Here is an 18,605-nt window from a genome sequence, read left to right as displayed (position 1 = left end):
GCCCACCTTTCCCGAAGGGTCCACTCACGTGTCCGGTTCTTCGATGTCGCGTCGCACCCTGCTGCGTTCCATAGCCGTCGGCGGCGCCGCTCTGGCCGCCCCGTCCTTCCTGACCGCCTGTTCCACCGACTCGGGTGGCGGCGGTTCCGTCTCCAACGCGGGCAAGAAGGCGGCCGCGTGGCCGACGTTCACCCCCGCCACCGGCGCGAAGCCGGACCTGGCGGCCACCGCGGAGGGCGTCCAGGCGGGCTACACCACGTACCCCGCGAAGCTGGTCAAGGCCGTCGCGGAGAAGCCCGGCACGGGCAAGGAGAAGATCAAGGTCCTCTCCATCACGTACGGCACCCCGCCGAAGCCGGCGGCGCAGAACAAGCTGTGGGCGGCGATCAACGAAGCACTCGGCGTGGACGTCGAGTTCACCGTGGTCCCGGACGCGGACTTCCGCACCAAGATGGCGACGCTGTTCGCGGGCGACGACCTGCCGGACATCATCAACATCGGCGGCGGCTACGTCCTGCCGCGCGAGGCGCAGTTCGTGAAGACCCGCTGCGCGGACCTCACCGAGTACCTGTCGGGCGACGCGGTGAAGGACTACCCGAACCTGGCGGGCATCCCGACGTACGCCTGGCAGGGCATGGGCCGGATCTCGGGCCGGATCTTCGGAGTCCCGGTGGAGCGCCCGAAGCCGCAGGACACGATGTACTTCAACGGCCAGGCGTTCGCGAAGGCGGGCTACAAGCCGGGCATGTCCGCCGACGACTTCACAGCAATGGCCAAGGAAGCAACAACAGCCAAGAAATGGGCCCTCGGCGCCTCGTCAACCGCGTACTTCGGCTTCAAGACACACGCCACGTGGCACGGAGCGCCGAACCAGTGGCGCATCAAGGACAACAAGGCGACGTTCTTCGCGAGCACGGACGAGTTCAAGACCACGCTCGAGTTCATGTCGAACCTGCGCAAGGCCGGCGCGTACTACCCGGAAGCAACATCCGTCTCGCAGGTGGACCTGAAGACGCAGTTCTGGAACGGCACGGTCCTCTCCATGACGGACGGCTTCCTCTCCTACCCCGGCTCGGCACAGGGCATCAAGAACGCCTTCGACCTGGACGCGCTGGTCCCCTACACCCCCGAAAACACCACACCGGGCTACCAGCAGTCGCAGGGCATCTTCGGCTACACGGTGATCAAGAAGGCATCGAAGGACCGCGTGAAGCTGATGCTGCGGATCCTCGACTACCTGGCCTCACCGTTCGGGACCGAGGAGTACGAGCTGGTGCACTTCGGCCTGGAGGGAACGCACTTCAAGCGGGACAAGGACAACAACCCGATAGCGACACCGCTCGGCCTGGTCGAGTCGAAGGTGAACCTGCCGTTCGTGTACCTCAGCGACGCGCCCCAGGTCCTGTACGCGCCGGGCTACGGGGACATCGTCAAGCGCCTGCACACATGGCAGCAGAAGGTCGTCCCGATGATGGTGCCGAACGACCGCTGGGGCCTGCAGTCGGACACGTACAACAAGCAGGGCGCGACGCTCGACCAGATCATCAGCGACGGCGTGACGGCCACGGTCGCGGGCCGCCGGAAGGTCTCCGACTGGGACGCCGTATACAAGAAGTGGCTCAACCAGGGCGGACAGCAGGCGCTGGAGGAATTCGCCAAGGAGTACGAGGCGGCGCACTGAACGTACGGCATCGTCCATGATGGTCCGGGGCGGCATCGCCCGCCCCGGACGGGCAAGTTGAGGAGAGACAACAGTGGGTGAGCGGGTCACCATCCGTGATGTGGCCGCGCGCGCGGGCGTCTCGGTCGCGACTGTTTCGCGGGTCCTGGCAGGCAACTACCCGACATCGGCGGCCTCGCGCGCCAAGGTCCAAAGGGCGGTCAAGGACCTGGACTACGTGGTCAACGCGCACGCCCGAGCCCTCGCCGGCGCCGGACGGAAGACGATCGCGGTCCTGATGTTCGACGTGGTCAGCTCGTTCTACGCGGCCGTGGCGCAGGGCGTGGAGATGGAAGCGGCCCAGCACAACAGACTCACCCTGGTCTGCTCGACGGGCGGCGACCCGGCCCGCGAACTGGCGCTGGTCCAGATGATGCGGGAACAGGCGGCGGAGGCCGTGGTCCTGGTCGGCGGGGTCATCGAGGACGACGAGTACCGCGAGCGAATGGCGCACTACGCGGAAGCACTCGCGGCGGCGGGCTCGCGCCTGGTCCTGTGCGGCAGACCGGCACCGGCACCCGACGTCCCCGCACTCGTGGTGGAGTACGACAACGGCGCGGGCGCACACGCGATAACGAGCCACCTTCTGGGCGCCGGCCACCGGAAGATCGCGATGATCGGCTACCAGCCGGGCAACACCACGGGCGAGGCCCGGGTAACGGGCTACCTCAGAGCCCTGAACGACCACGGCGTCCCCCGCTCGGACGCGATCCTGCACGGCATCGGCTTCGGCCAGCACCACGGCTACGAGGCGATGCGCGACCTGCTGGACAAGTGCAACGGCAAGCCGGACTTCACGGCGGTCTTCGCGGGCGACGACCGCGTGGCAGCAGCGGCGATCCGCGCACTGGCGGAGGCGGGCCTACGGGTCCCCGAGGACATCTCGGTGGTCGGCTACAACGACGACCCAGTGGCAGCAGACATCACTCCCGGCCTCACCACGGTGCACATCCCGGCAGCGGAAATGGGCCGCACGGCCGTAAGACTGGCCCTGACAGGCACGGCCCGCCCCGGCCAGCAACGCCACCTCCTGGGCACACACATAGTGATCAGAGACAGCGTCCGCCCCCACCACCACTGAGCGCCGCACGAGCCCTGACCGAAGACAGGTAGTCCCACCGGGCGGACAGCCGCGTACGAGACAGGCCGGAGACAGCGAAGTCCCACCGGCGGTCAGCCGCGTACGAGACGGGAGGGGACGTGGGGGCATGTGCGCGCGCAGCCACCAGCACCACGTACAGGCAATTAGCTGGCTGACGTGCACCCATAGAACAGCGAGCACGTACATGCCCCCGCGGCCCCGCACCCGAAAACGCACCTGGCGATCCCACACCGAGCCCGCACCCGACAACGAAGCAGCCCCCACCGAGCCCGCACCCGACAACGAAGCCGAGCAACCCCCACCGACCCGGCACCCGAAACGCAGCAGCCCGCACCCGACGACACAACGGCCGACGAAGCCCGGCACCCGACGACCGAGCGACACCCACCCCCTCCGCTCCCCAGTCCGAGAGGACATCGCGTCAGTCAGACGATTAAACTGGCCGAGTGCCTCAACTACGTCTCGCCCTGAATCAGATCGACTCGACCGTCGGAGATCTCGCCGGGAACGCCGAGGCGATCATCCGCTGGACCAAGCACTCCGCCGAACAGGGAGCGCACCTGGTCGCGTTCCCCGAGATGGTCCTGACCGGCTACCCGGTGGAGGACCTCGCCCTGCGCGAGTCCTTCGTCGAGGCATCCCGCCAGGGACTGACCGCCCTGGCCAGGCGCCTCGCCGACGAGGGCCACGGCGACCTCCCCGTGATCGTCGGCTATCTGGACCGCTCGGAGAAGGCCCAGCCGAAGTACGGCCAGCCCGCAGGCGCCCCCCAGAACGCCGCGGCGGTCCTGCACAACGGCCGGGTCGCCCTGACGTTCGCCAAGCACCACCTCCCGAACTACGGCGTCTTCGACGAGTTCCGCTACTTCGTGCCGGGCGACACGATGCCCGTGATCCGCGTACGCGGAATCGACGTGGCGCTCGCCATCTGCGAGGACCTCTGGCAGGACGGCGGCCGCGTCCCGGCCACCCGAAGCGCCGGCGCCGGCCTCCTGATCTCGATCAACGCGTCGCCGTACGAGCAGGACAAGGACGACACGCGCCTGGACCTGGTGCGCAAGCGCGCCCAGGAGGCGGGCTGCACGCTGGCGTACGTCGCCACTATCGGCGGCCAGGACGAGCTCGTCTTCGACGGCGACTCGATCGTGGTGGACGCGGCGGGCGAAGTAGTGGCCAGGGCACCCCAGTTCGCGGAGGGTTGCGTGGTCCTGGACCTGGACCTCCCGGCGGCGAAGCCGCAGGCCCCGACGGGGACGGTCGACGACGGCCTGCGCATCGACCACCTGACGATCTCCGAGGACCACGTCCCGGCGTACGAGCCGGAGCTGACGGGCGGCTACGCGGACCGCCTGGACGACGACGAGGAGGTCTACTCGGCGCTGGTCGTGGGCCTGCGCGCCTACGCCGCGAAGAACGGCTTCCGCTCGGTACTGATCGGCCTGTCGGGCGGCATCGACTCGGCGCTGACGGCGGCGATCGCGTGCGACGCGCTGGGCGCGCAGAACGTGTACGGCATCGCGATGCCGTCGAAGTACTCCTCGGACCACTCGAAGGGCGACGCGGCGGAGCTCGCGAACCGCACGGGCCTCAACTTCCGTACGGTGCCGATCGAGCCGATGTTCGACGCGTACATGGGGTCGCTGGGCCTGACGGGCCTCGCGGAGGAGAACCTCCAGTCGAGGCTGCGCGGCACGATGCTGATGGCGGTGTCCAACCAGGAGGGCCACATCGTGCTCGCGCCGGGCAACAAGTCCGAGCTGGCGGTGGGCTATTCGACGCTGTACGGCGACTCGGTCGGCGCGTACGGCCCGATCAAGGACGTGTACAAGACGTCGGTCTTCCGGCTGGCCGAGTGGCGCAACCGGGCGGCGGCGGAGCGCGGCCAGACTCCCCCGATCCCGGAGAACTCGATCACGAAGCCGCCGAGCGCGGAGCTGCGCCCGGACCAGGTGGACACGGACTCGCTGCCGGACTACCCGGTGCTGGACGCGATCCTGGCGATGTACGTGGACCGGGACAGGGGCGCGGACGCGATCGTGGCGGCCGGGTTCGACGCGGACCTGGTGACGAGGACGCTGCGGATGGTGGACACGGCGGAGTACAAGAGGCGCCAGTACCCGCCGGGCACGAAGATCTCGGCAAAGGGCTTCGGCAAGGACCGCCGCCTGCCGATCACGAACAGGTGGCGGGAGTCGGCGTAACAGTCACCGCCCCCAGCCCCCAGCCCCCAGCCCCCAAGTCCGAGTCCAAGCCCAAGCCCCGGAGCCCACCCGTCACATCACCGACGACGAGTGGGCTCCGGCGCGTCCGGAGCCGAAGAAGCGGCATCGGGCAGATGCGAGGCCACGAGGAGCCCGTGCCCCGCCGTGGCGGAAGGGGCGACGCCCCGGGACCGACGCAGGTCGACCCCATAGGCAACTCCGGCCACCCCGATCCCGAGGACGGCGAGCGCGGCCCCGGCGACCGCGGGGGACGTGAGCCCGAACCCGGCGGCGAGGGCGAGCCCGCCGATCCAGGCGCCGCCGGCGTTGGCGAGGTTGAAGGCGGCCTGGTTGGCGGAGGAGGCGAGGGAGGGTGCGGCCGAGGCCTTCTCCATGACCATGAGCTGAAGCGGGGACCCGGTGGTGAAGGCGGCCATACCGAGCAGCACAACGGCGACCCCGGCACTCCACTCGGCCCGCATCAGCACAGGGAACAGCGCAAGCACCACGACAAGCGAGACAAGCCCCCCGAACAGGGTCCCGCGCAGGGAGCGATCGGCAAGCCGCCCGCCGAGCAGATTCCCGGCGGTGGCGCCGACGCCGAACAGGGCGAGGAGCAGCGTGACGCTCGCCTCGGCGAACCCGGCGGTGCCGGTGAGCATCGGCGTGACATAGCTGTACGCGGCGAAGAGCGCGCCGAACCCGGCGACGGTGGTACCGAGGGAGAGCCACACGGGCAGGGAGCCGAGCGCCTTGAGCTCACCGCGCAGCCCGCCGCTCTCGCCGTGGCCGTGGTCGGCGGGGACGAGGAGCAGGAGCGCGGTGATCGCGGCGAGCCCGATGGCGCTGACGGCGAGGAACGTGGCGCGCCAGCCGAGCTGCTGGCCCATGAGCGTGGCGATGGGGACGCCGATGACGTTGGCGACGGTGAGGCCGAGGAACATCAGGGACACCGAGCGGGCCTTGCGCTCGGGCGCGACGAGCGAGGTGGCGACGACGGCGCCGACGCCGAAGAAGGCGCCGTGCGGCAGCCCGCTGACGAAGCGCGCGGCCATGAGCAGGTGATAGTCGGGCGCGGCGGCGGACACGGCGTTACCGGCGACGAAGAGCACCATGAGCCCGACGAGGACGCGTCGGCGGGGCATGCGCGCGGTGAGGGCGGCGAGGAGCGGGGCGCCGATGACGACGCCGAGGGCGTACGCGGAGACGAGGTGACCGGCGGAGGGGATGGAGATGTGCAGATCGTCCGCGACGTTGGGCAGGAGGCCCATCATCACGAACTCGGTGGTGCCGATGCCGAAGGCGCCCACGGCGAGGGCGAGCAGGGCCAGGGGCATGAAAAAGGGACCTTCCACGGGAAGACGGGCGGGAGACGCGGGAATCCGTAAGTTTACGTCCGGAACAAACTCTCCCGCGCCAACCGTTCCGCGAGGTGAGCCCCCGGCTGCCGCGGCATGAAGAGCGGGTGTGGAGAGCGAACGCGGCGGGTGGGGAGCGAACGCCGACGTCAGGACCGGGTGAGATCGACCTTCGCCGCGATCGGCAGATGATCGCTGCCGGTCTCGGGCAGCGTCCACGATGTGACCGGCTCGACACCCTTGACCATGATCTGGTCGATGCGGGCCATGGGGAACGAGGCCGGCCAGCTGAACCCGAACCCACTGCCGGCGGCACCCTGCGTGGACCGCATCTGGGACGTCACGCCGTTCAGCGCACGGTCGTTCATCGTGCCGTTGAGGTCGCCCAGCAGGATGACCTTGTCGAGCGTCTCGTCGGAGATGGCCTCGCCGAGCGCGTCGGCGGAGGTGTCGCGCTGGCTGGCGGTGAATCCGGCGTGCATCTTGACCCGGACCGACGGCAGGTGCGCGACGAACACGGCGACATCGCCCTGGGGCGTGGCGACGGTGGTGCGCATGGCGCGCGTCCAGCCGAGCTGGATGTCGACGGGCCGTGTCCCGCTCAGCGGGTACTTGCTCCACAGCCCGACGGTCCCGGCGACGGAGTGGTACGGATATGTCTTCGCGAGCGCCTTCCCGTAGACGGGAACGGCGTCGGCCGTCAGCTCCTCCAGGGCGACGACCTGCGCCCCGGAGGCGGCGATGGCGTCGGCGGTGCCGGTCGGGTCGGGGTTCTCCGCGTTGACGTTGTGCGTGGCGACGGTCAGGTCGCCGCCGCCGGCGGTCTTGTCGGTGAGGAGCCCGCCGAAGAGGTTGAGCCAGACGATGGCCGGGACCAGGACCGCGATCAGGGCCGTCGCGGATTTCCGTACGACGGCCAGGACGAGCAGGACGGGCACGAACACGCCGAGCCAGGGAAGGAAGGTCTCGGTGAGGGAGCCCAGGTTTCCGAGGGTGTTGGGGATCTGCGCGTGGAAGAGCATGACGAGCGCGACCAGAACGGCCAGTACCGCGAGGACCACCCCGCGGCGCCAGATCCCCCGGTCACCGCGCCACCCGCCGGTCAGGCGGCGCAGCGGGTCTCTGGAAGGCCGGTGCCCCGAGCCGCCGCCACCCGTTTCCGTCCTGAACCCCTGCGCCATACCGTCGTCGCCTCACTGCCCTGCCGTGCACACCGACCTCGCCCTGAAACCCTAGGGGATGATCGGCGCCCTCCTCGCCGTCCACGACGGCCGTACGGACACGAGGACGAGCGCAGCGGCGCCCGGGGTTCCGGATCGGCGGCGCGCGTGGGGCCTCTGTGACGAAACGCGCATATTCAGTCCGGTGGCCCCGCAGCTTCAGTCCTGTGGCCGCATCCCGGCGAGTGCGCAGTCGACGATCTGCTCGGAGAGGTCGTCGGCGAGCGGAGCGTCGGGCCGGATGATCGTGCGCAGCAGCATCGGCCCGACTATGAAGTCGTTGATGAGCTCTATGTCGATGTCGGCGCGCAGCTCACCGTTCTCGACGCCGCGCCGCAGCACGTCGAACATGACGCGGCGGCGCGGCTCGATCACGGTGTCGTGGTACGCGTCCCAGAGCTTCGGCAGGCTCTTCATCTGCGCGTAGACGTTGTGCAGCAGGGCCGAGGAGCGCAGGGAGACGCCGCGCCTGCGCAGGTGCTCCAGGAGGCTGATCAGGTCGTCGCGCATCGAGGTGCCCGGCAGCTCGGGATCGGGCTCCTCCATGATGCGCAGGACCTCGACGAAGAGCTCCTCCTTGCCGGACCAGCGCCGGTAGATGGTCGCCTTGCCGACGCCGGCGGTGCGGGCGATCCGCTCGATGGACAGGTCGGTGAGCGGGACGCCGTCCTCGATCAGCTTGAGGACGCCCTCGACGATGGCTCGCTCGACGGCCTCGCTGCGCGGGCGCCCCCGCACCGCGCGCCCCGCATCCACGTCCACGACCACTCCGCCTCTCCGCCTTCCCGCAGCCCTGCGTACCGGCGATTGTCTCAGCCGGTCACTGGCCCGCCACGACGGGTGCACGTCAGCGACCCGCCCCGACGGTCTCCTCCGTGCTCTCCTCGGCCGTGGTCCGCGGCGGGCGCCCCGGCAGGAACAGGACGGTGACGACGGCGCTGACCAGCGCGATACCGGCCCCGCACACGGCCGTCACGTGCATGGCGTGCAGGAAGGAGTCGTTGGCCGCGCCGACCAGCGCGTCGCCGCGCGGGCCGAGCTTCGCCGCGACGCCGAGGGTGGCCTCGATGGACTCGCCCGCCGTGTGCCGCAGTCCGGCGGGCAGCAGGCCGAGCTTGTCCTCGATGCCGCTGCGGTACGCGGTGGACAGCACGGAACCGAGTACGGCGATACCCAGGGCGCCGCCGACCTGCCGGAACGTGTTGCTCAGCGCGGACGCGGAGCCCGCCTTCTCGCGCGGCAGGGCCTGCATGATGACGACGCTGGTGGGGGTCATGACGTGCGCCATGCCCATACCCATGAGGAAGAAGATGACTTCCAGGATCCAGATGGGCGTGTCCGCGTCGAGGATCGTGAACGCGGCGAGCATCGCGGCGAGGATCACCAGGCCGCCGGTCGTCGTGGCGCGCACGCCGAAGCGGTCGACGACGAGCCGGGCGCGCGGCGCGAAGATCAGCTGGGCGGCGGCGAGCGGCAGCATCAGGAGGCCGGTCTGCAGCGGCGAGTAGCCGCGCACGCTCTGGGTGTAGAAGACCGAGAAGAAGGTGACGCCCATCAGCGCGAAGAAGACGAGCGCGATGGCGGCGATCGCCGCGGAGAACACCTTGTTCTTGAAGTACGTGATGTCGATGGACGGGTGGTCGCTGCGCTTCTCGTACAGGACGAAGCCGATGAGGACGACGAGTCCGGCCGCGATGGTCAGCAGGACCGCGGGGTCCGTGAAGTCGGCGAGCTGGCCGCCCTTGATGATGCCGTAGACGAGCAGGACGAGTCCGACGACGGAGAGGGCGACGCCCACCAGGTCGATACGGCCGGGGTTGGGGTCGCGGGAGTCCGGCACGAGAGCCAGCATCAGGACGACCGCGATGATCACGATCGGCACGTTGACCAGGAAGACCGAGCCCCACCAGAAGTGGTCGAGGAGCAGGCCGCCGGTGATGGGGCCGATGGCGATGGCGATGCCGACGCCGCCCGCCCAGATGCCGATGGCCTTGGGCTGCTCGTCCCGCTCGAAGACGTTCATGAGGATGGCCAGCGTCGCCGGCATCACGAAGGCGGCGCCGATGCCCATGATCGCCCGGAAGATGATGAGCTGGACCGGCGAGCCGGACTCGGCGGCCAGGGCGGAGCCGAGGCCGAAGACCACGAGGCCGCCGACGAGCACCTTCTTGCGCCCGAGCCGGTCACCGAGCAGACCCGCGGTGAAGAGCAGACCGGCGAAGACCAGCGTGTAGGCGTTGATCGCCCACTCCAGCTCGCCCTGCGTGGCTCCGAGGCCCACGGGGGGCGGGGTCGAGATCGTCTTGATCGCGACGTTCAGGATGGAGTTGTCGAGCACGACTATCAACAGGCTGAGCATCAGCACGCCGAGGATCGCCCATCGGCGGCGGTGCACAGCCTCCGGTATGCGCGGCGGTTCGGGAACGTCAGGAGCGGTCATGGGACTCACCCTAGGGCAGTTCCGATACGAGACCGTCTCGTATCGGAAGTCCTTAAGAAGACTTTACGAACCCGACGGGCTACCCGCTCGCGGGGTGACCCGACCGGCGGACACCCCCCTAGCCATTCCTCGGCACGCGGTGCCACCATGGAGGGGATCCGGGGACGCCGTGAGGGCGCCTCGAGACAACAGAAGGAGCCGTTGCGATGACGCAGCTTTCGGCTGCCCAGAACAACCCCGACAGCAGCAACAGCGGCAGCAAGGCGCTGTACGGGGGCAAGAGCAACCGGCGCATCACGGTGCGCGACATCACGCTCGCCAAGGAACGCGGCGAGAAGTGGCCCATGCTCACGGCCTACGACGCGATGACCGCGTCCGTCTTCGACGAGGCCGGCATCCCGGTCATGCTCGTCGGCGACTCCGCGGGCAACTGTCACCTCGGGTACGAGACCACCGTGCCCGTCACCCTCGACGAGATGACGATGCTCTCGGCCGCCGTCGTACGGGGCACCAAGCGCGCCCTCATCGTCGGTGACCTCCCCTTCGGCTCGTACCAGGAGGGCCCCGTACAGGCCCTGCGGTCCGCGACGCGTCTGGTCAAGGAGGCCGGGGTCGGCGCCGTGAAGCTGGAGGGCGGCGAGCGCTCGCTCGCCCAGACCGAGCTGCTCGTGCAGTCCGGCATCCCGGTCATGTCCCACCTGGGCCTCACCCCGCAGTCCGTGAACACCATGGGGTACCGCGTCCAGGGCCGCGGCGACGAGGACGCGCACCGACTGCTGCGTGACGCCAAGGCCGCCCAGGACGCCGGCGCCTTCGCCGTCGTCCTCGAACTGGTCCCGGCCGAACTGGCCGCCGAGGTCACCCGGTCCCTGAACATCCCGACGGTCGGCATCGGCGCGGGCGCCGAGTGCGACGCCCAGGTCCTCGTGTGGACCGACATGCTCGGCCTCACCGGCGGCAAGATGCCGCGCTTCGTGAAGCAGTACGCGGATCTGCGCGGCGTCATGGGCGAGGCGGCGAAGGCGTTCGCACAGGACGTGGTCGGCGGAACGTTCCCCCAGGAGGAGCACTCGGTCCACTGACCCGGACCACCACCTGAACCAAAGTGGCACCACAGCGGCCCGCCGATCTTCCCCCGTCGGCGGGCTGCTGCCGTTCCGCCGCCCTTCCGTACTGCCCGTCTGTCGCCGTTCTGTAGGTGCCGTACACGGGGCTGTCGGCCGCCTGTCGGTGAATTGTCGGTGGCACCTGGCACCTTGTACGTCATGACGCGAATCGACAAGAACCCCCCACACAGTGATGACGGCGGCCGGACGGCCTCGGTCACCGTGCGGGGGCTGGTCAAGCACTACGGCGAGACCAAGGCGCTGGACGGCGTGGACCTGGACGTGCACGAGGGCACGGTCATGGGCGTGCTCGGTCCGAACGGCGCCGGCAAGACCACGCTCGTCCGCTGCCTGTCCACCCTCGTCACCCCCGACTCGGGCTCGGCCTTCGTCGCCGGGTACGACGTGGCGAAGCAGCCCCGGCAGCTGCGCCGCGTGATAGGCCTCACCGGCCAGTACGCCGCGGTCGACGAGAAGCTCTCCGGCCGCGAGAACCTGTACATGATCGGCCGCCTCCTCGACCTGTCCCGCAAGGAGTCCCGCTCCCGCGCCGACGCGCTCCTGGAGCGGTTCTCCCTCACCGAGGCCGCCACGCGCCCGGCGAAGACGTACTCCGGCGGCATGCGCCGCAGGCTCGACCTCGCCGCGTCGATGATCGGCAGCCCGGCCGTCCTCTACCTGGACGAGCCGACGACCGGCCTCGACCCCCGCACGCGCAACGAGGTGTGGGCCGAGGTCAAGCGCATGGTCAACGACGGCGTCACGGTTCTCCTCACCACCCAGTACATGGAGGAGGCCGAGCAGCTCGCCAACGAGCTGACGGTCATCGACCGCGGGAAGGTCATCGCGGGCGGCGCCATCGACGAGCTGAAGGCGAAGGTCGGCGGCCGCACCCTGCGCATCCGCCCGGTCGACCCGCTGGAGCTGCGCCCGCTGGCCGCCGCCCTCGACGACATGGGCCTCACGGGCCTCGCCACGTCGACGGTGGACACCGAGGCCGGCACCGTCCTGGTCCCGATCCTCAGCGACGAGCAGCTCACCGCCGTGGTCGGCGCGGTCACCGCGCGCGGCATCACGATCGGCTCGATCGCCACCGAACTGCCCAGTCTGGACGAGGTGTTCCTGTCCATCACCGGCCAGAAGGCCAGTGCCCCGCAGGACGACACCCGTACCTCCGAGCTCGAAGGGGCCGCCGTATGAGCGCCACCACGCTGACGCCTCCCCTGAATCTCGAGGCCGACTCGCGCATCTCCCTGCGCTCCCACATCCGTCACACCGGCGCGCTCGTCCGCCGCAATCTCCTGTGGATCCGCCAGGACCCGGAGTCGATGTTCGACGCGGTCCTGATGCCGATCGTCTTCACGCTCCTGTTCGTGTACGTCTTCGGCGGCTCCATCGGCCAGGCGCTCGGCGGCGGCCAGGACCAGTACGTGCAGTACGTGGTCCCGGGCATGATGGCGATGATGAGCATGAACATCGCCATGGCGGTGGGCACGGGGTTCAACCAGGACTTCCAGAACGGCATCATGGACCGTTTCCGGACCCTGCCGATCGGTCAGGGCTCGGTCCTCTTCGCCAAGATCGTGGTGGAGCTGATGCGGCTCCTCATCGCGACGACGATCATGATGATCGTCGGCCTCCTGGTGGGCTTCGACATCACGAACTGGCCCGGCCTGTTCGCCGCCGTGGGCCTCACCGCCCTCTTCGGCACGTCCATCATGTGGATCTTCCTGGTGCTCGGCGTCGTGATGAAGAGCGCCCAGGCCGTGCAGGGCATGGGCTTCCTGGTCCTGATGCCGCTGCAGTTCGGTTCGTCGATCTTCGCGCCGACGCAGTCGATGCCGGGCTGGCTCCAGGCCTTCACCGACTACAACCCGCTCTCCTCGCTCGCGGACTCCGCGCGCGGCCTGATGGTGGGCGGCCCGGTGGCACACGACGTGTGGGTGACGGTGATCTGGTCCGCGGTCCTCACGCTCGTGATGGCTCCGATCGCGATCCACAAGTTCCGTACCAAGAACTGACGTTCACCCGGACAGGTGGTTCAACCGCGTTCGCGTCCCAGTAGGGCGGCGGCCTCGTCGAGAGACAGGTCGCCGCCTTCGGCGTACGCGGCCTCGTACGCGCGGTCGCCGATGGCCTCACGGATCGCGGCCTCGGCGGACGTGTGGGCGTCGCGCTCCAGATAGGACCGCACGTGCCGGGACGGAAGGTGTCCGTCGGCGGCGCCCATGAGGCGGGCGGCGTCGCGGGCGTCGGCCGGGTCTCCGCTCAGGTTCAGGGCGCGGGCGCCGGTCACCAGATGCATGGCGGGCATGTGCGGGGCGATCACCAGGGCCAGCGGGTCGGTCGCCAGCTCCAGGGCCTCGACGACGCCGGCGAGGGCTTCCTCCGCCAGGCCGTCCTCCGAGTCGAGCCAGGCGTACATCCCGACGACGAAGCCCCGGAAGACGACGAAGCTCATCGCCTTGAACTCGTCCTGGAGGAGCCGCAGTTGCTCGCGCGCCTCGGCGACGCGGCCGGTGGCGCCGTACCGCCCGGCCAGGAACATGCGGGCGGCGGGCCAGGCCTCGTTCGTATGGCGCCTGCCGGGGTCGAGGATGCCGCGCAGCAGTTCCTCGCCGCGCTCGCCGTCACCGCCCTCGATGAGGGCCTGCCCGAGCCGCGCGTTCAGGATGGCCACCTGCGCCTGCGCGCCGAGGCGTTCGGCGCCCTCGATGGCGGCGGAGTAGTCCGCGGCCGCCGCGGCGTACGCGCCGCTGCGCTCATGAGCCTCGCCGCGCGCGGACAGCGCCTCGGCGACGCCCCACCGGTCGCCGAGCCGGGTGAACAGTTCGAGGGACTCGTCCGCGTCCCGGACCGCGTCGCCCGCCCAGTCGCTGCGGTTGGCGAGGATGTTGGCCCGCAGCTGGAGGGTGAGGGCGAGCTCCCAGGTGTACCCGAGTTCGCGGCAGGTCCGCACCGTGACGTCGGCGAGGTTCCACAGCGCCTCCATGTCGCCGCTCATCATCACCGCATAGAACCAGAGGTTGCCCGGCGGGCGGCAGGTCTGCGGGAGGCCCGGGCGGTACGCCTGCGCGATCGCGCGCAGCTTCGCGCCGCCCTCCTCGGTCTGCCAGGTCTCCATCTCCATGTCCATGTAGGCGAGGCGGAGCAGATGCACCCCGCGCCGTGCCTCCACGAGGAGTTCGGGGCCGAACGGCGGCGGGGCGTCGGTGCAGCGCTCGTAGAGCGGGGGCGCGGGGTCGGCGGGCGGGGTGAACGGGTCGGGGCCGAGCGCGGTGGCCTCGCGCGACCAGTTGCGGGCGTCGACGCGCAGGTCGCGCATCTGCCAGAACCAGGCCAGCGAGAGCACCAGGGAGAGCGTCTCCTGCTCGTCCCGCGCGGCGACGGCGTGCCGCAGGGCGGTGCGCAGGTTCTCGTATTCGCGTTCCAGGCGGGCGACGGCGGCGCGCTGACCGTGGCCGCGCAGCTGCGGGTCGGTGGTGCGGGCCAGTTCGCGGTAGTACGTGAGGTGCGCGCGCTCGGCGTCCGCCCGGTCACCGGCCTCGTCGAGCCGGTCACCCGCGTACTCGGCGACGGTCTCCAGGAGGCGGTAGCGCATGACGCCGGCCTGGTCGCGGCCCTCGCCGTCGGCGCCGTCCCCGTGGTCCCCGTGGTCCCCGGAATCTCCGTGGTCTTCGTGCTCAGCCTCGTCACCGTCCCAAGGGGCCGCCACGACCAGGGACTTGTCCACGAGCGAGCCGATCGCGTCGAGGGCGCCGGGGCCGCACACCGCCTCGGCGGCGGCGAGGTCGCAGCCGCCGCTGAAGACCGACAGCCGGCGCAGGACGGTCCGCTCCTCCTCGTCGAGGAGGTCCCAGGACCAGTCGACGACGGCCCGCAGCGTCTGCTGGCGGGGCAGGACGGTGCGGGCGCCCGAGGTGAGCAGGCGGAAGCGGTCGTCGAGGCGGTCGGCGATCTGGCGAGGCGTGAGCATCCGCAGCCGGGCGGCGGCGAGCTCGATGGCGAGGGGCAGTCCGTCGAGGCGCCGGCAGATCTCGGCCGCGGCCCGCTCGTCGTCCTCGACCCGGAACCCGGGCCGCACGGCGGCGCCCCGCTCGCCGAACAGGCGCAGGGCGAAAGGCTCCGGCAGCGGCTCCACCAGGTGCAGCAACTCGCCCGGTACGCCCAGGGGTTCGCGGCTCGTGGCGAGAACCGTCACGCCGGGGCACTGGCTGAGCAGCTGCTCGGCGAGGCGGGCTGCGGCCTCGATCACATGCTCGCAGTTGTCGAGGATCAGCAGCATGCGGCGGTGCGCGCAGTGCTCGGTGAGGCGTACGAGCGGGTCCTCGCCGTGCCGGTCGGACGCGACCCGCAGCTCCTCGGCGCCGGCGCCGCGCAGCACGGTCTCGCGGGCCCCGAGCGCCGTGACGACGGCCTCCGGGACGGCGTCCGGGTCCTCGACGGGCGCGAGCTCGGCCAGCCATACTCCGTCCGGCAGATCCATGCTCTCGGCGGTCTCCTGTGACAGCCGGGTCTTTCCGGCGCCGCCAGGCCCGAGCAGCGTCACGAGCCGCACCCGCCCGAGGTCCTCACGAATCGCCCCGATGTCGCCGGCGCGCCCCACGAAGGAGGTGAGCCGGGCGCGGAGGTTGCCTGTGTGGGCGGGTGCCCTGACCGGGGTGGTGGGCCTTTCGGCGGAGGCGGTGGGAGCGTGGGCGGGGGCGCGCGGCGTCAGCAGGTCGGCGTGCAGTGCGCGCAGTTCCGGGCCCGGGTCCGTTCCCAGCCGCTCCGCGAGCTCGACCCGTACCCGCTCGTAGGCCGCCAGCGCCTCGGCGGTCCGGCCCGCGTCGCGCAGGGCGCGCAGCCGCAGCGCCTGGAGCGGCTCGTCGAGCGGATGCGCGTCGCACAGCGCGGTCAGCTCGGGCAGTACGGACTCGGCCCTGCCCAGCGCGAGCGAAGCGGAGAACCGCGTGCGCCTGGATTCGAGGTGGAGCGCCTCCCAGCGGGCGGCGTCCGCCGAGCGGTCCGGCAGATCGGCCAGCGCGGGGCCGCGCCACAGGGAGAGCGCGTCGTCGAGGACGGCCGCCGACTTGCCGGGGTCGCCATCGGCCAGCGCCTGTACGCCGTCCCTCACGAGCCGCTCGAAGCGGAACAGGTCGATGTCCTCGGAAGTGGCGGACAGCCGGTAGCCGCCGTCGAGCGAGTGCACCGCGTCGGCGCCGATCGCCCTGCGCAGCCGACCCACGAGCGCCTGGAGCGCGCCGGACGCGTCCGCGGGCGGATCGGCGCCCCAGACCTCGTCGGTGAGCACCTGCGGAGGGACGGTACGGCCGGGGCGCAGCGCGAGCACGGTCAGCAGGGCACGCAGGCGCGCCCCGCCTACGGGGACGGCCGTGCCGTCGTCGCGGAGTGCCTGCGTGGAGCCGAGAATGCGGTAGCGCACCGGCCCATTGTCCCCAAACCGGCCGCCGGCCCGCGCCCGAGTTTCGGCGGGAGGGCTGTCAGGGGTGTGGAGCAGGTCTTTCGGCGGCGGGCAGATATCCGTCAGGGCGGGCACAACGGGCGCGTTTTCGCGGTGTCAGGGGAACCTGCGGTCGGCCCCGGCACGTTCCCTCCACACCACACCACCGGTACGGTCAGCCCGTCGCCCCAGCACCGCACCAGGCCGCACGCACCCCGGGAGCCCTCCTCCATGACCACCGCCGCCACCCGTCGCAGCGATCGCAGGATCAGCCCCGTCTTCCTCGGTATCGCCGCCGTCACCGCCGTCACCGGCTGGGCGGTGTGGACGGACTTCGCCGCGCAGCCCGGCATCGCCGTCTTCCTGTTCGTGACGGGCGCCTGGATCGTCTCGCTCTGTCTGCACGAGTACGCCCACGCGCGCACGGCCCTGCACAGCGGCGACATCTCCATCGGCTCGAAGGGCTATCTGACCCTGAACCCGCTGAAGTACACGCACGCCCTGCTCAGCATCGTGCTGCCCGTCATCTTCGTGATCATGGGCGGGATCGGTCTGCCCGGCGGCGCCGTCTTCATCGAGCGGGGCCGGATCCAGGGCCGCTGGCGGCACAGCCTCATCTCGGCGGCGGGGCCGCTGACCAACGTCCTGTTCGCCGTCGTCTGCACGGCGCCGTTCTGGCTGGACGCGCTGAACGGGGTGCCGGACACGTTCCGCTACGCGCTCGGCTTCCTGGCCCTGCTCCAGGTGACCGCGGCGATCCTGAACTTCCTGCCGGTCCCCGGCCTGGACGGCTACGGCGTCATCGAGCCGTGGCTGTCCCAGAGCTTCCGGCGGCAGGTGGAGCCGTTCGCTCCGTTCGGGCTGCTCGCCGTGTTCGGCATCCTGTGGATCCCGGAGGTGAACCACGTGTTCTTCGACGCCATCGACGCGATTCTGCGCTCCCTCGGTGTCACCGAGTGGGACACCTACTGGGGTCAGGAGTTCTACCGCTTCTGGCAGGGAACCCCTGAGATCCCCACCGTCACGCAGTAGGCGCGACCGCCGCCTTCGCCTGCTTCTCGGCCTTGGCCCGGCGCGCGTAGTACCAGGCCATGTTCGAGGTGAGGCCCGCGAGCAGGACCCAGACGATGCCGAGCAGGCTGCCCTGCACGAAGGCGACCACGGCTGCGGCCGTCGAGAGGACGCAGACGACTAGGGCGTACAGAGCGAGGCGGGGCATGGGGGTCGGCTCCTGTCGGACGGAGAGTTGTTCGCCGACCAGTGTCCCCCATGCCCTTCCGCGGCCGCACCGCGGTGACGCGCGCCGGTCAGACGTCGGTGACCCGCAGGCCCGCGTGTGCCTTGTAGCGGCGGTTCACCGAGATCAGGTTCGCGACCAGCGACTCCACCTGGTGCGCGTTGCGCAGCCGGCCCGCGAAGACTCCCCGCATGCCCGGAATGCGGCCCGCCAGCGCCTGGACGATCTCCGTGTCCGCCCGCTCCTCGCCCAGCACCATCACGTCCGTGTCGATCTCGTCGATCGCCTCGTCCTGGAGGAGCACGGCCGACAGGTGGTGGAACGCCGCCGTCACCCGCGAGTCCGGCAGCAGCGCCGCGGCCTGCTCCGCCGCGCTGCCCTCCTCCGGCTTCAGCGCGTACGCGCCCTTCTTGTCGAAGCCCAGCGGGTTGACGCAGTCGACCACGAGCTTGCCCGCGAGGTCCTCGCGCAGCGATTCCAGCGTCTTGCCGTGGCCCTCCCACGGCACCGCCACGATCACGATGTCGCTGCGGCGCGCACACTCCGCGTTGTCCGCGCCCTCGACGCCCAGGCCCAGCTCATCCGCTGCCGCCTGCGCGCGCTCCGCCGCGCGGGATCCGATGATCACCTTCTGGCCGGCCCTCGCCAGCCGGTAGGCGAGCCCGCGGCCCTGGTCGCCCGTGCCTCCCAGCACGCCTACCACCAGCCCCGATACGTCGGGGAGGTCCCAGGGGTCCTTCGCGGGGGCCTTCTGCACACTGTCCGTAGAGGTCATACG

At 70.6% G+C, this 18,605-nt stretch carries 14 protein-coding genes; 7 read left to right on the top strand and 7 right to left on the bottom strand.

Annotation, left to right across the window (positions count from 1 at the left end; translation table 11 throughout):
- Nucleotides 1-43 precede the first annotated feature (43 nt).
- The 3 genes from OG698_RS32030 to OG698_RS32020 all read left to right on the top strand — a co-directional run bounded on the left by OG698_RS32030 (nucleotide 44) and on the right by OG698_RS32020 (nucleotide 5,023).
- The gene (locus OG698_RS32030) at nucleotides 44-1,681 is read left to right on the top strand and encodes a sugar ABC transporter substrate-binding protein (protein WP_406107140.1); all 1,638 of its coding nucleotides are present in this window, start codon (nucleotides 44-46) and stop codon (nucleotides 1,679-1,681) included.
- A 73-nt stretch (nucleotides 1,682-1,754) separates the two neighbouring features.
- Nucleotides 1,755-2,801, top strand: coding sequence for a LacI family DNA-binding transcriptional regulator (locus OG698_RS32025; RefSeq protein WP_399968602.1), 1,047 nt, complete (start codon nucleotides 1,755-1,757; stop codon nucleotides 2,799-2,801).
- Between the two features lie 467 nt (nucleotides 2,802-3,268).
- Entirely contained in the window at nucleotides 3,269-5,023 is a 1,755-nt protein-coding gene (locus tag OG698_RS32020) for an NAD+ synthase (RefSeq protein ID WP_406107138.1), read from the top strand.
- 77 nt (nucleotides 5,024-5,100) lie between these two features.
- Here the strand turns inward: OG698_RS32020 and OG698_RS32015 are convergent, their stop codons facing one another.
- The 4 genes from OG698_RS32015 to OG698_RS32000 all read right to left on the bottom strand — a co-directional run bounded on the left by OG698_RS32015 (nucleotide 5,101) and on the right by OG698_RS32000 (nucleotide 10,041).
- Entirely contained in the window at nucleotides 5,101-6,360 is a 1,260-nt protein-coding gene (locus OG698_RS32015; RefSeq protein ID WP_406107136.1) for an MFS transporter, read from the bottom strand.
- Nucleotides 6,361-6,530: 170 nt separating this feature from the next.
- Complete coding sequence (locus tag OG698_RS32010) at nucleotides 6,531-7,562, bottom strand: endonuclease/exonuclease/phosphatase family protein (protein ID WP_329573815.1); 1,032 nt, start codon at nucleotides 7,560-7,562, stop codon at nucleotides 6,531-6,533.
- A 198-nt stretch (nucleotides 7,563-7,760) separates the two neighbouring features.
- Nucleotides 7,761-8,363: a TetR/AcrR family transcriptional regulator gene (locus OG698_RS32005; protein ID WP_399968608.1), complete on the bottom strand. Its 603-nt coding sequence runs from the start codon at nucleotides 8,361-8,363 to the stop codon at nucleotides 7,761-7,763.
- An 85-nt stretch (nucleotides 8,364-8,448) separates the two neighbouring features.
- On the bottom strand, nucleotides 8,449-10,041 hold the full coding sequence (locus tag OG698_RS32000; RefSeq protein WP_406107135.1) for an MFS transporter: 1,593 nt from the start codon (nucleotides 10,039-10,041) through the stop codon (nucleotides 8,449-8,451).
- A 206-nt stretch (nucleotides 10,042-10,247) separates the two neighbouring features.
- Here OG698_RS32000 and panB point away from each other — a divergent pair, with 206 nt between their 5' ends.
- From panB to OG698_RS31985, 3 genes are all read left to right on the top strand, one after another.
- A complete protein-coding gene (gene panB / locus OG698_RS31995; RefSeq protein WP_100592063.1) occupies nucleotides 10,248-11,123 on the top strand; it encodes a 3-methyl-2-oxobutanoate hydroxymethyltransferase in 876 nt (291 codons plus the stop codon).
- 183 nt (nucleotides 11,124-11,306) lie between these two features.
- Complete coding sequence (locus tag OG698_RS31990) at nucleotides 11,307-12,347, top strand: ATP-binding cassette domain-containing protein (protein WP_406107133.1); 1,041 nt, start codon at nucleotides 11,307-11,309, stop codon at nucleotides 12,345-12,347.
- The gene (locus OG698_RS31985; protein ID WP_100592061.1) at nucleotides 12,344-13,168 is read left to right on the top strand and encodes an ABC transporter permease; all 825 of its coding nucleotides are present in this window, start codon (nucleotides 12,344-12,346) and stop codon (nucleotides 13,166-13,168) included. The genes OG698_RS31990 and OG698_RS31985 overlap by 4 nt, the downstream gene beginning before the upstream one ends.
- A 20-nt stretch (nucleotides 13,169-13,188) precedes the next feature.
- Here OG698_RS31985 and OG698_RS31980 read toward each other — a convergent pair whose 3' ends face one another.
- A complete protein-coding gene (locus OG698_RS31980) occupies nucleotides 13,189-16,572 on the bottom strand; it encodes a BTAD domain-containing putative transcriptional regulator (protein WP_406107132.1) in 3,384 nt (1,127 codons plus the stop codon).
- Between the two features lie 249 nt (nucleotides 16,573-16,821).
- Between OG698_RS31980 and OG698_RS31975 the strand changes: the two genes are divergently transcribed.
- Nucleotides 16,822-17,622: a site-2 protease family protein gene (locus tag OG698_RS31975; RefSeq protein WP_406107131.1), complete on the top strand. Its 801-nt coding sequence runs from the start codon at nucleotides 16,822-16,824 to the stop codon at nucleotides 17,620-17,622.
- Here OG698_RS31975 and OG698_RS31970 read toward each other — a convergent pair.
- A complete protein-coding gene (locus tag OG698_RS31970) occupies nucleotides 17,612-17,809 on the bottom strand; it encodes a hypothetical protein (protein ID WP_383091241.1) in 198 nt (65 codons plus the stop codon). The genes OG698_RS31975 and OG698_RS31970 overlap by 11 nt on opposite strands.
- Before the next feature lie 88 nt (nucleotides 17,810-17,897).
- A complete protein-coding gene (npdG, locus tag OG698_RS31965; RefSeq protein ID WP_326776059.1) occupies nucleotides 17,898-18,602 on the bottom strand; it encodes an NADPH-dependent F420 reductase in 705 nt (234 codons plus the stop codon).
- Nucleotides 18,603-18,605: the final 3 nt, after the last annotated feature.

Source organism: Streptomyces sp. NBC_01003 (genome assembly GCF_045162695.1).
GTDB lineage: Bacteria > Actinomycetota > Actinomycetes > Streptomycetales > Streptomycetaceae > Streptomyces.
Note: the sequence above shows the minus strand (reverse complement) of the source record. Positions and strands in the feature narration are given on the sequence as shown.

Bases quoted from the DNA above. Each gene is read 5' to 3' on its own strand.
- OG698_RS32030 (WP_406107140.1), top strand. From the start codon at position 44: ATGTCGCGTCGCACCCTGCTGCGTTCCATAGCCGTCGGCGGCGCCGCT.
- OG698_RS32015 (WP_406107136.1), bottom strand. From the start codon at position 6,360: ATGCCCCTGGCCCTGCTCGCCCTCGCCGTGGGCGCCTTCGGCATCGGC.
- OG698_RS32010 (WP_329573815.1), bottom strand. From the start codon at position 7,562: ATGGCGCAGGGGTTCAGGACGGAAACGGGTGGCGGCGGCTCGGGGCAC.
- OG698_RS32000 (WP_406107135.1), bottom strand. From the start codon at position 10,041: ATGACCGCTCCTGACGTTCCCGAACCGCCGCGCATACCGGAGGCTGTG.
- panB (WP_100592063.1), top strand. From the start codon at position 10,248: ATGACGCAGCTTTCGGCTGCCCAGAACAACCCCGACAGCAGCAACAGC.
- OG698_RS31990 (WP_406107133.1), top strand. From the start codon at position 11,307: ATGACGCGAATCGACAAGAACCCCCCACACAGTGATGACGGCGGCCGG.
- OG698_RS31985 (WP_100592061.1), top strand. From the start codon at position 12,344: ATGAGCGCCACCACGCTGACGCCTCCCCTGAATCTCGAGGCCGACTCG.
- OG698_RS31975 (WP_406107131.1), top strand. From the start codon at position 16,822: ATGACCACCGCCGCCACCCGTCGCAGCGATCGCAGGATCAGCCCCGTC.
- OG698_RS31970 (WP_383091241.1), bottom strand. From the start codon at position 17,809: ATGCCCCGCCTCGCTCTGTACGCCCTAGTCGTCTGCGTCCTCTCGACG.
- npdG (WP_326776059.1), bottom strand. From the start codon at position 18,602: ATGACCTCTACGGACAGTGTGCAGAAGGCCCCCGCGAAGGACCCCTGG.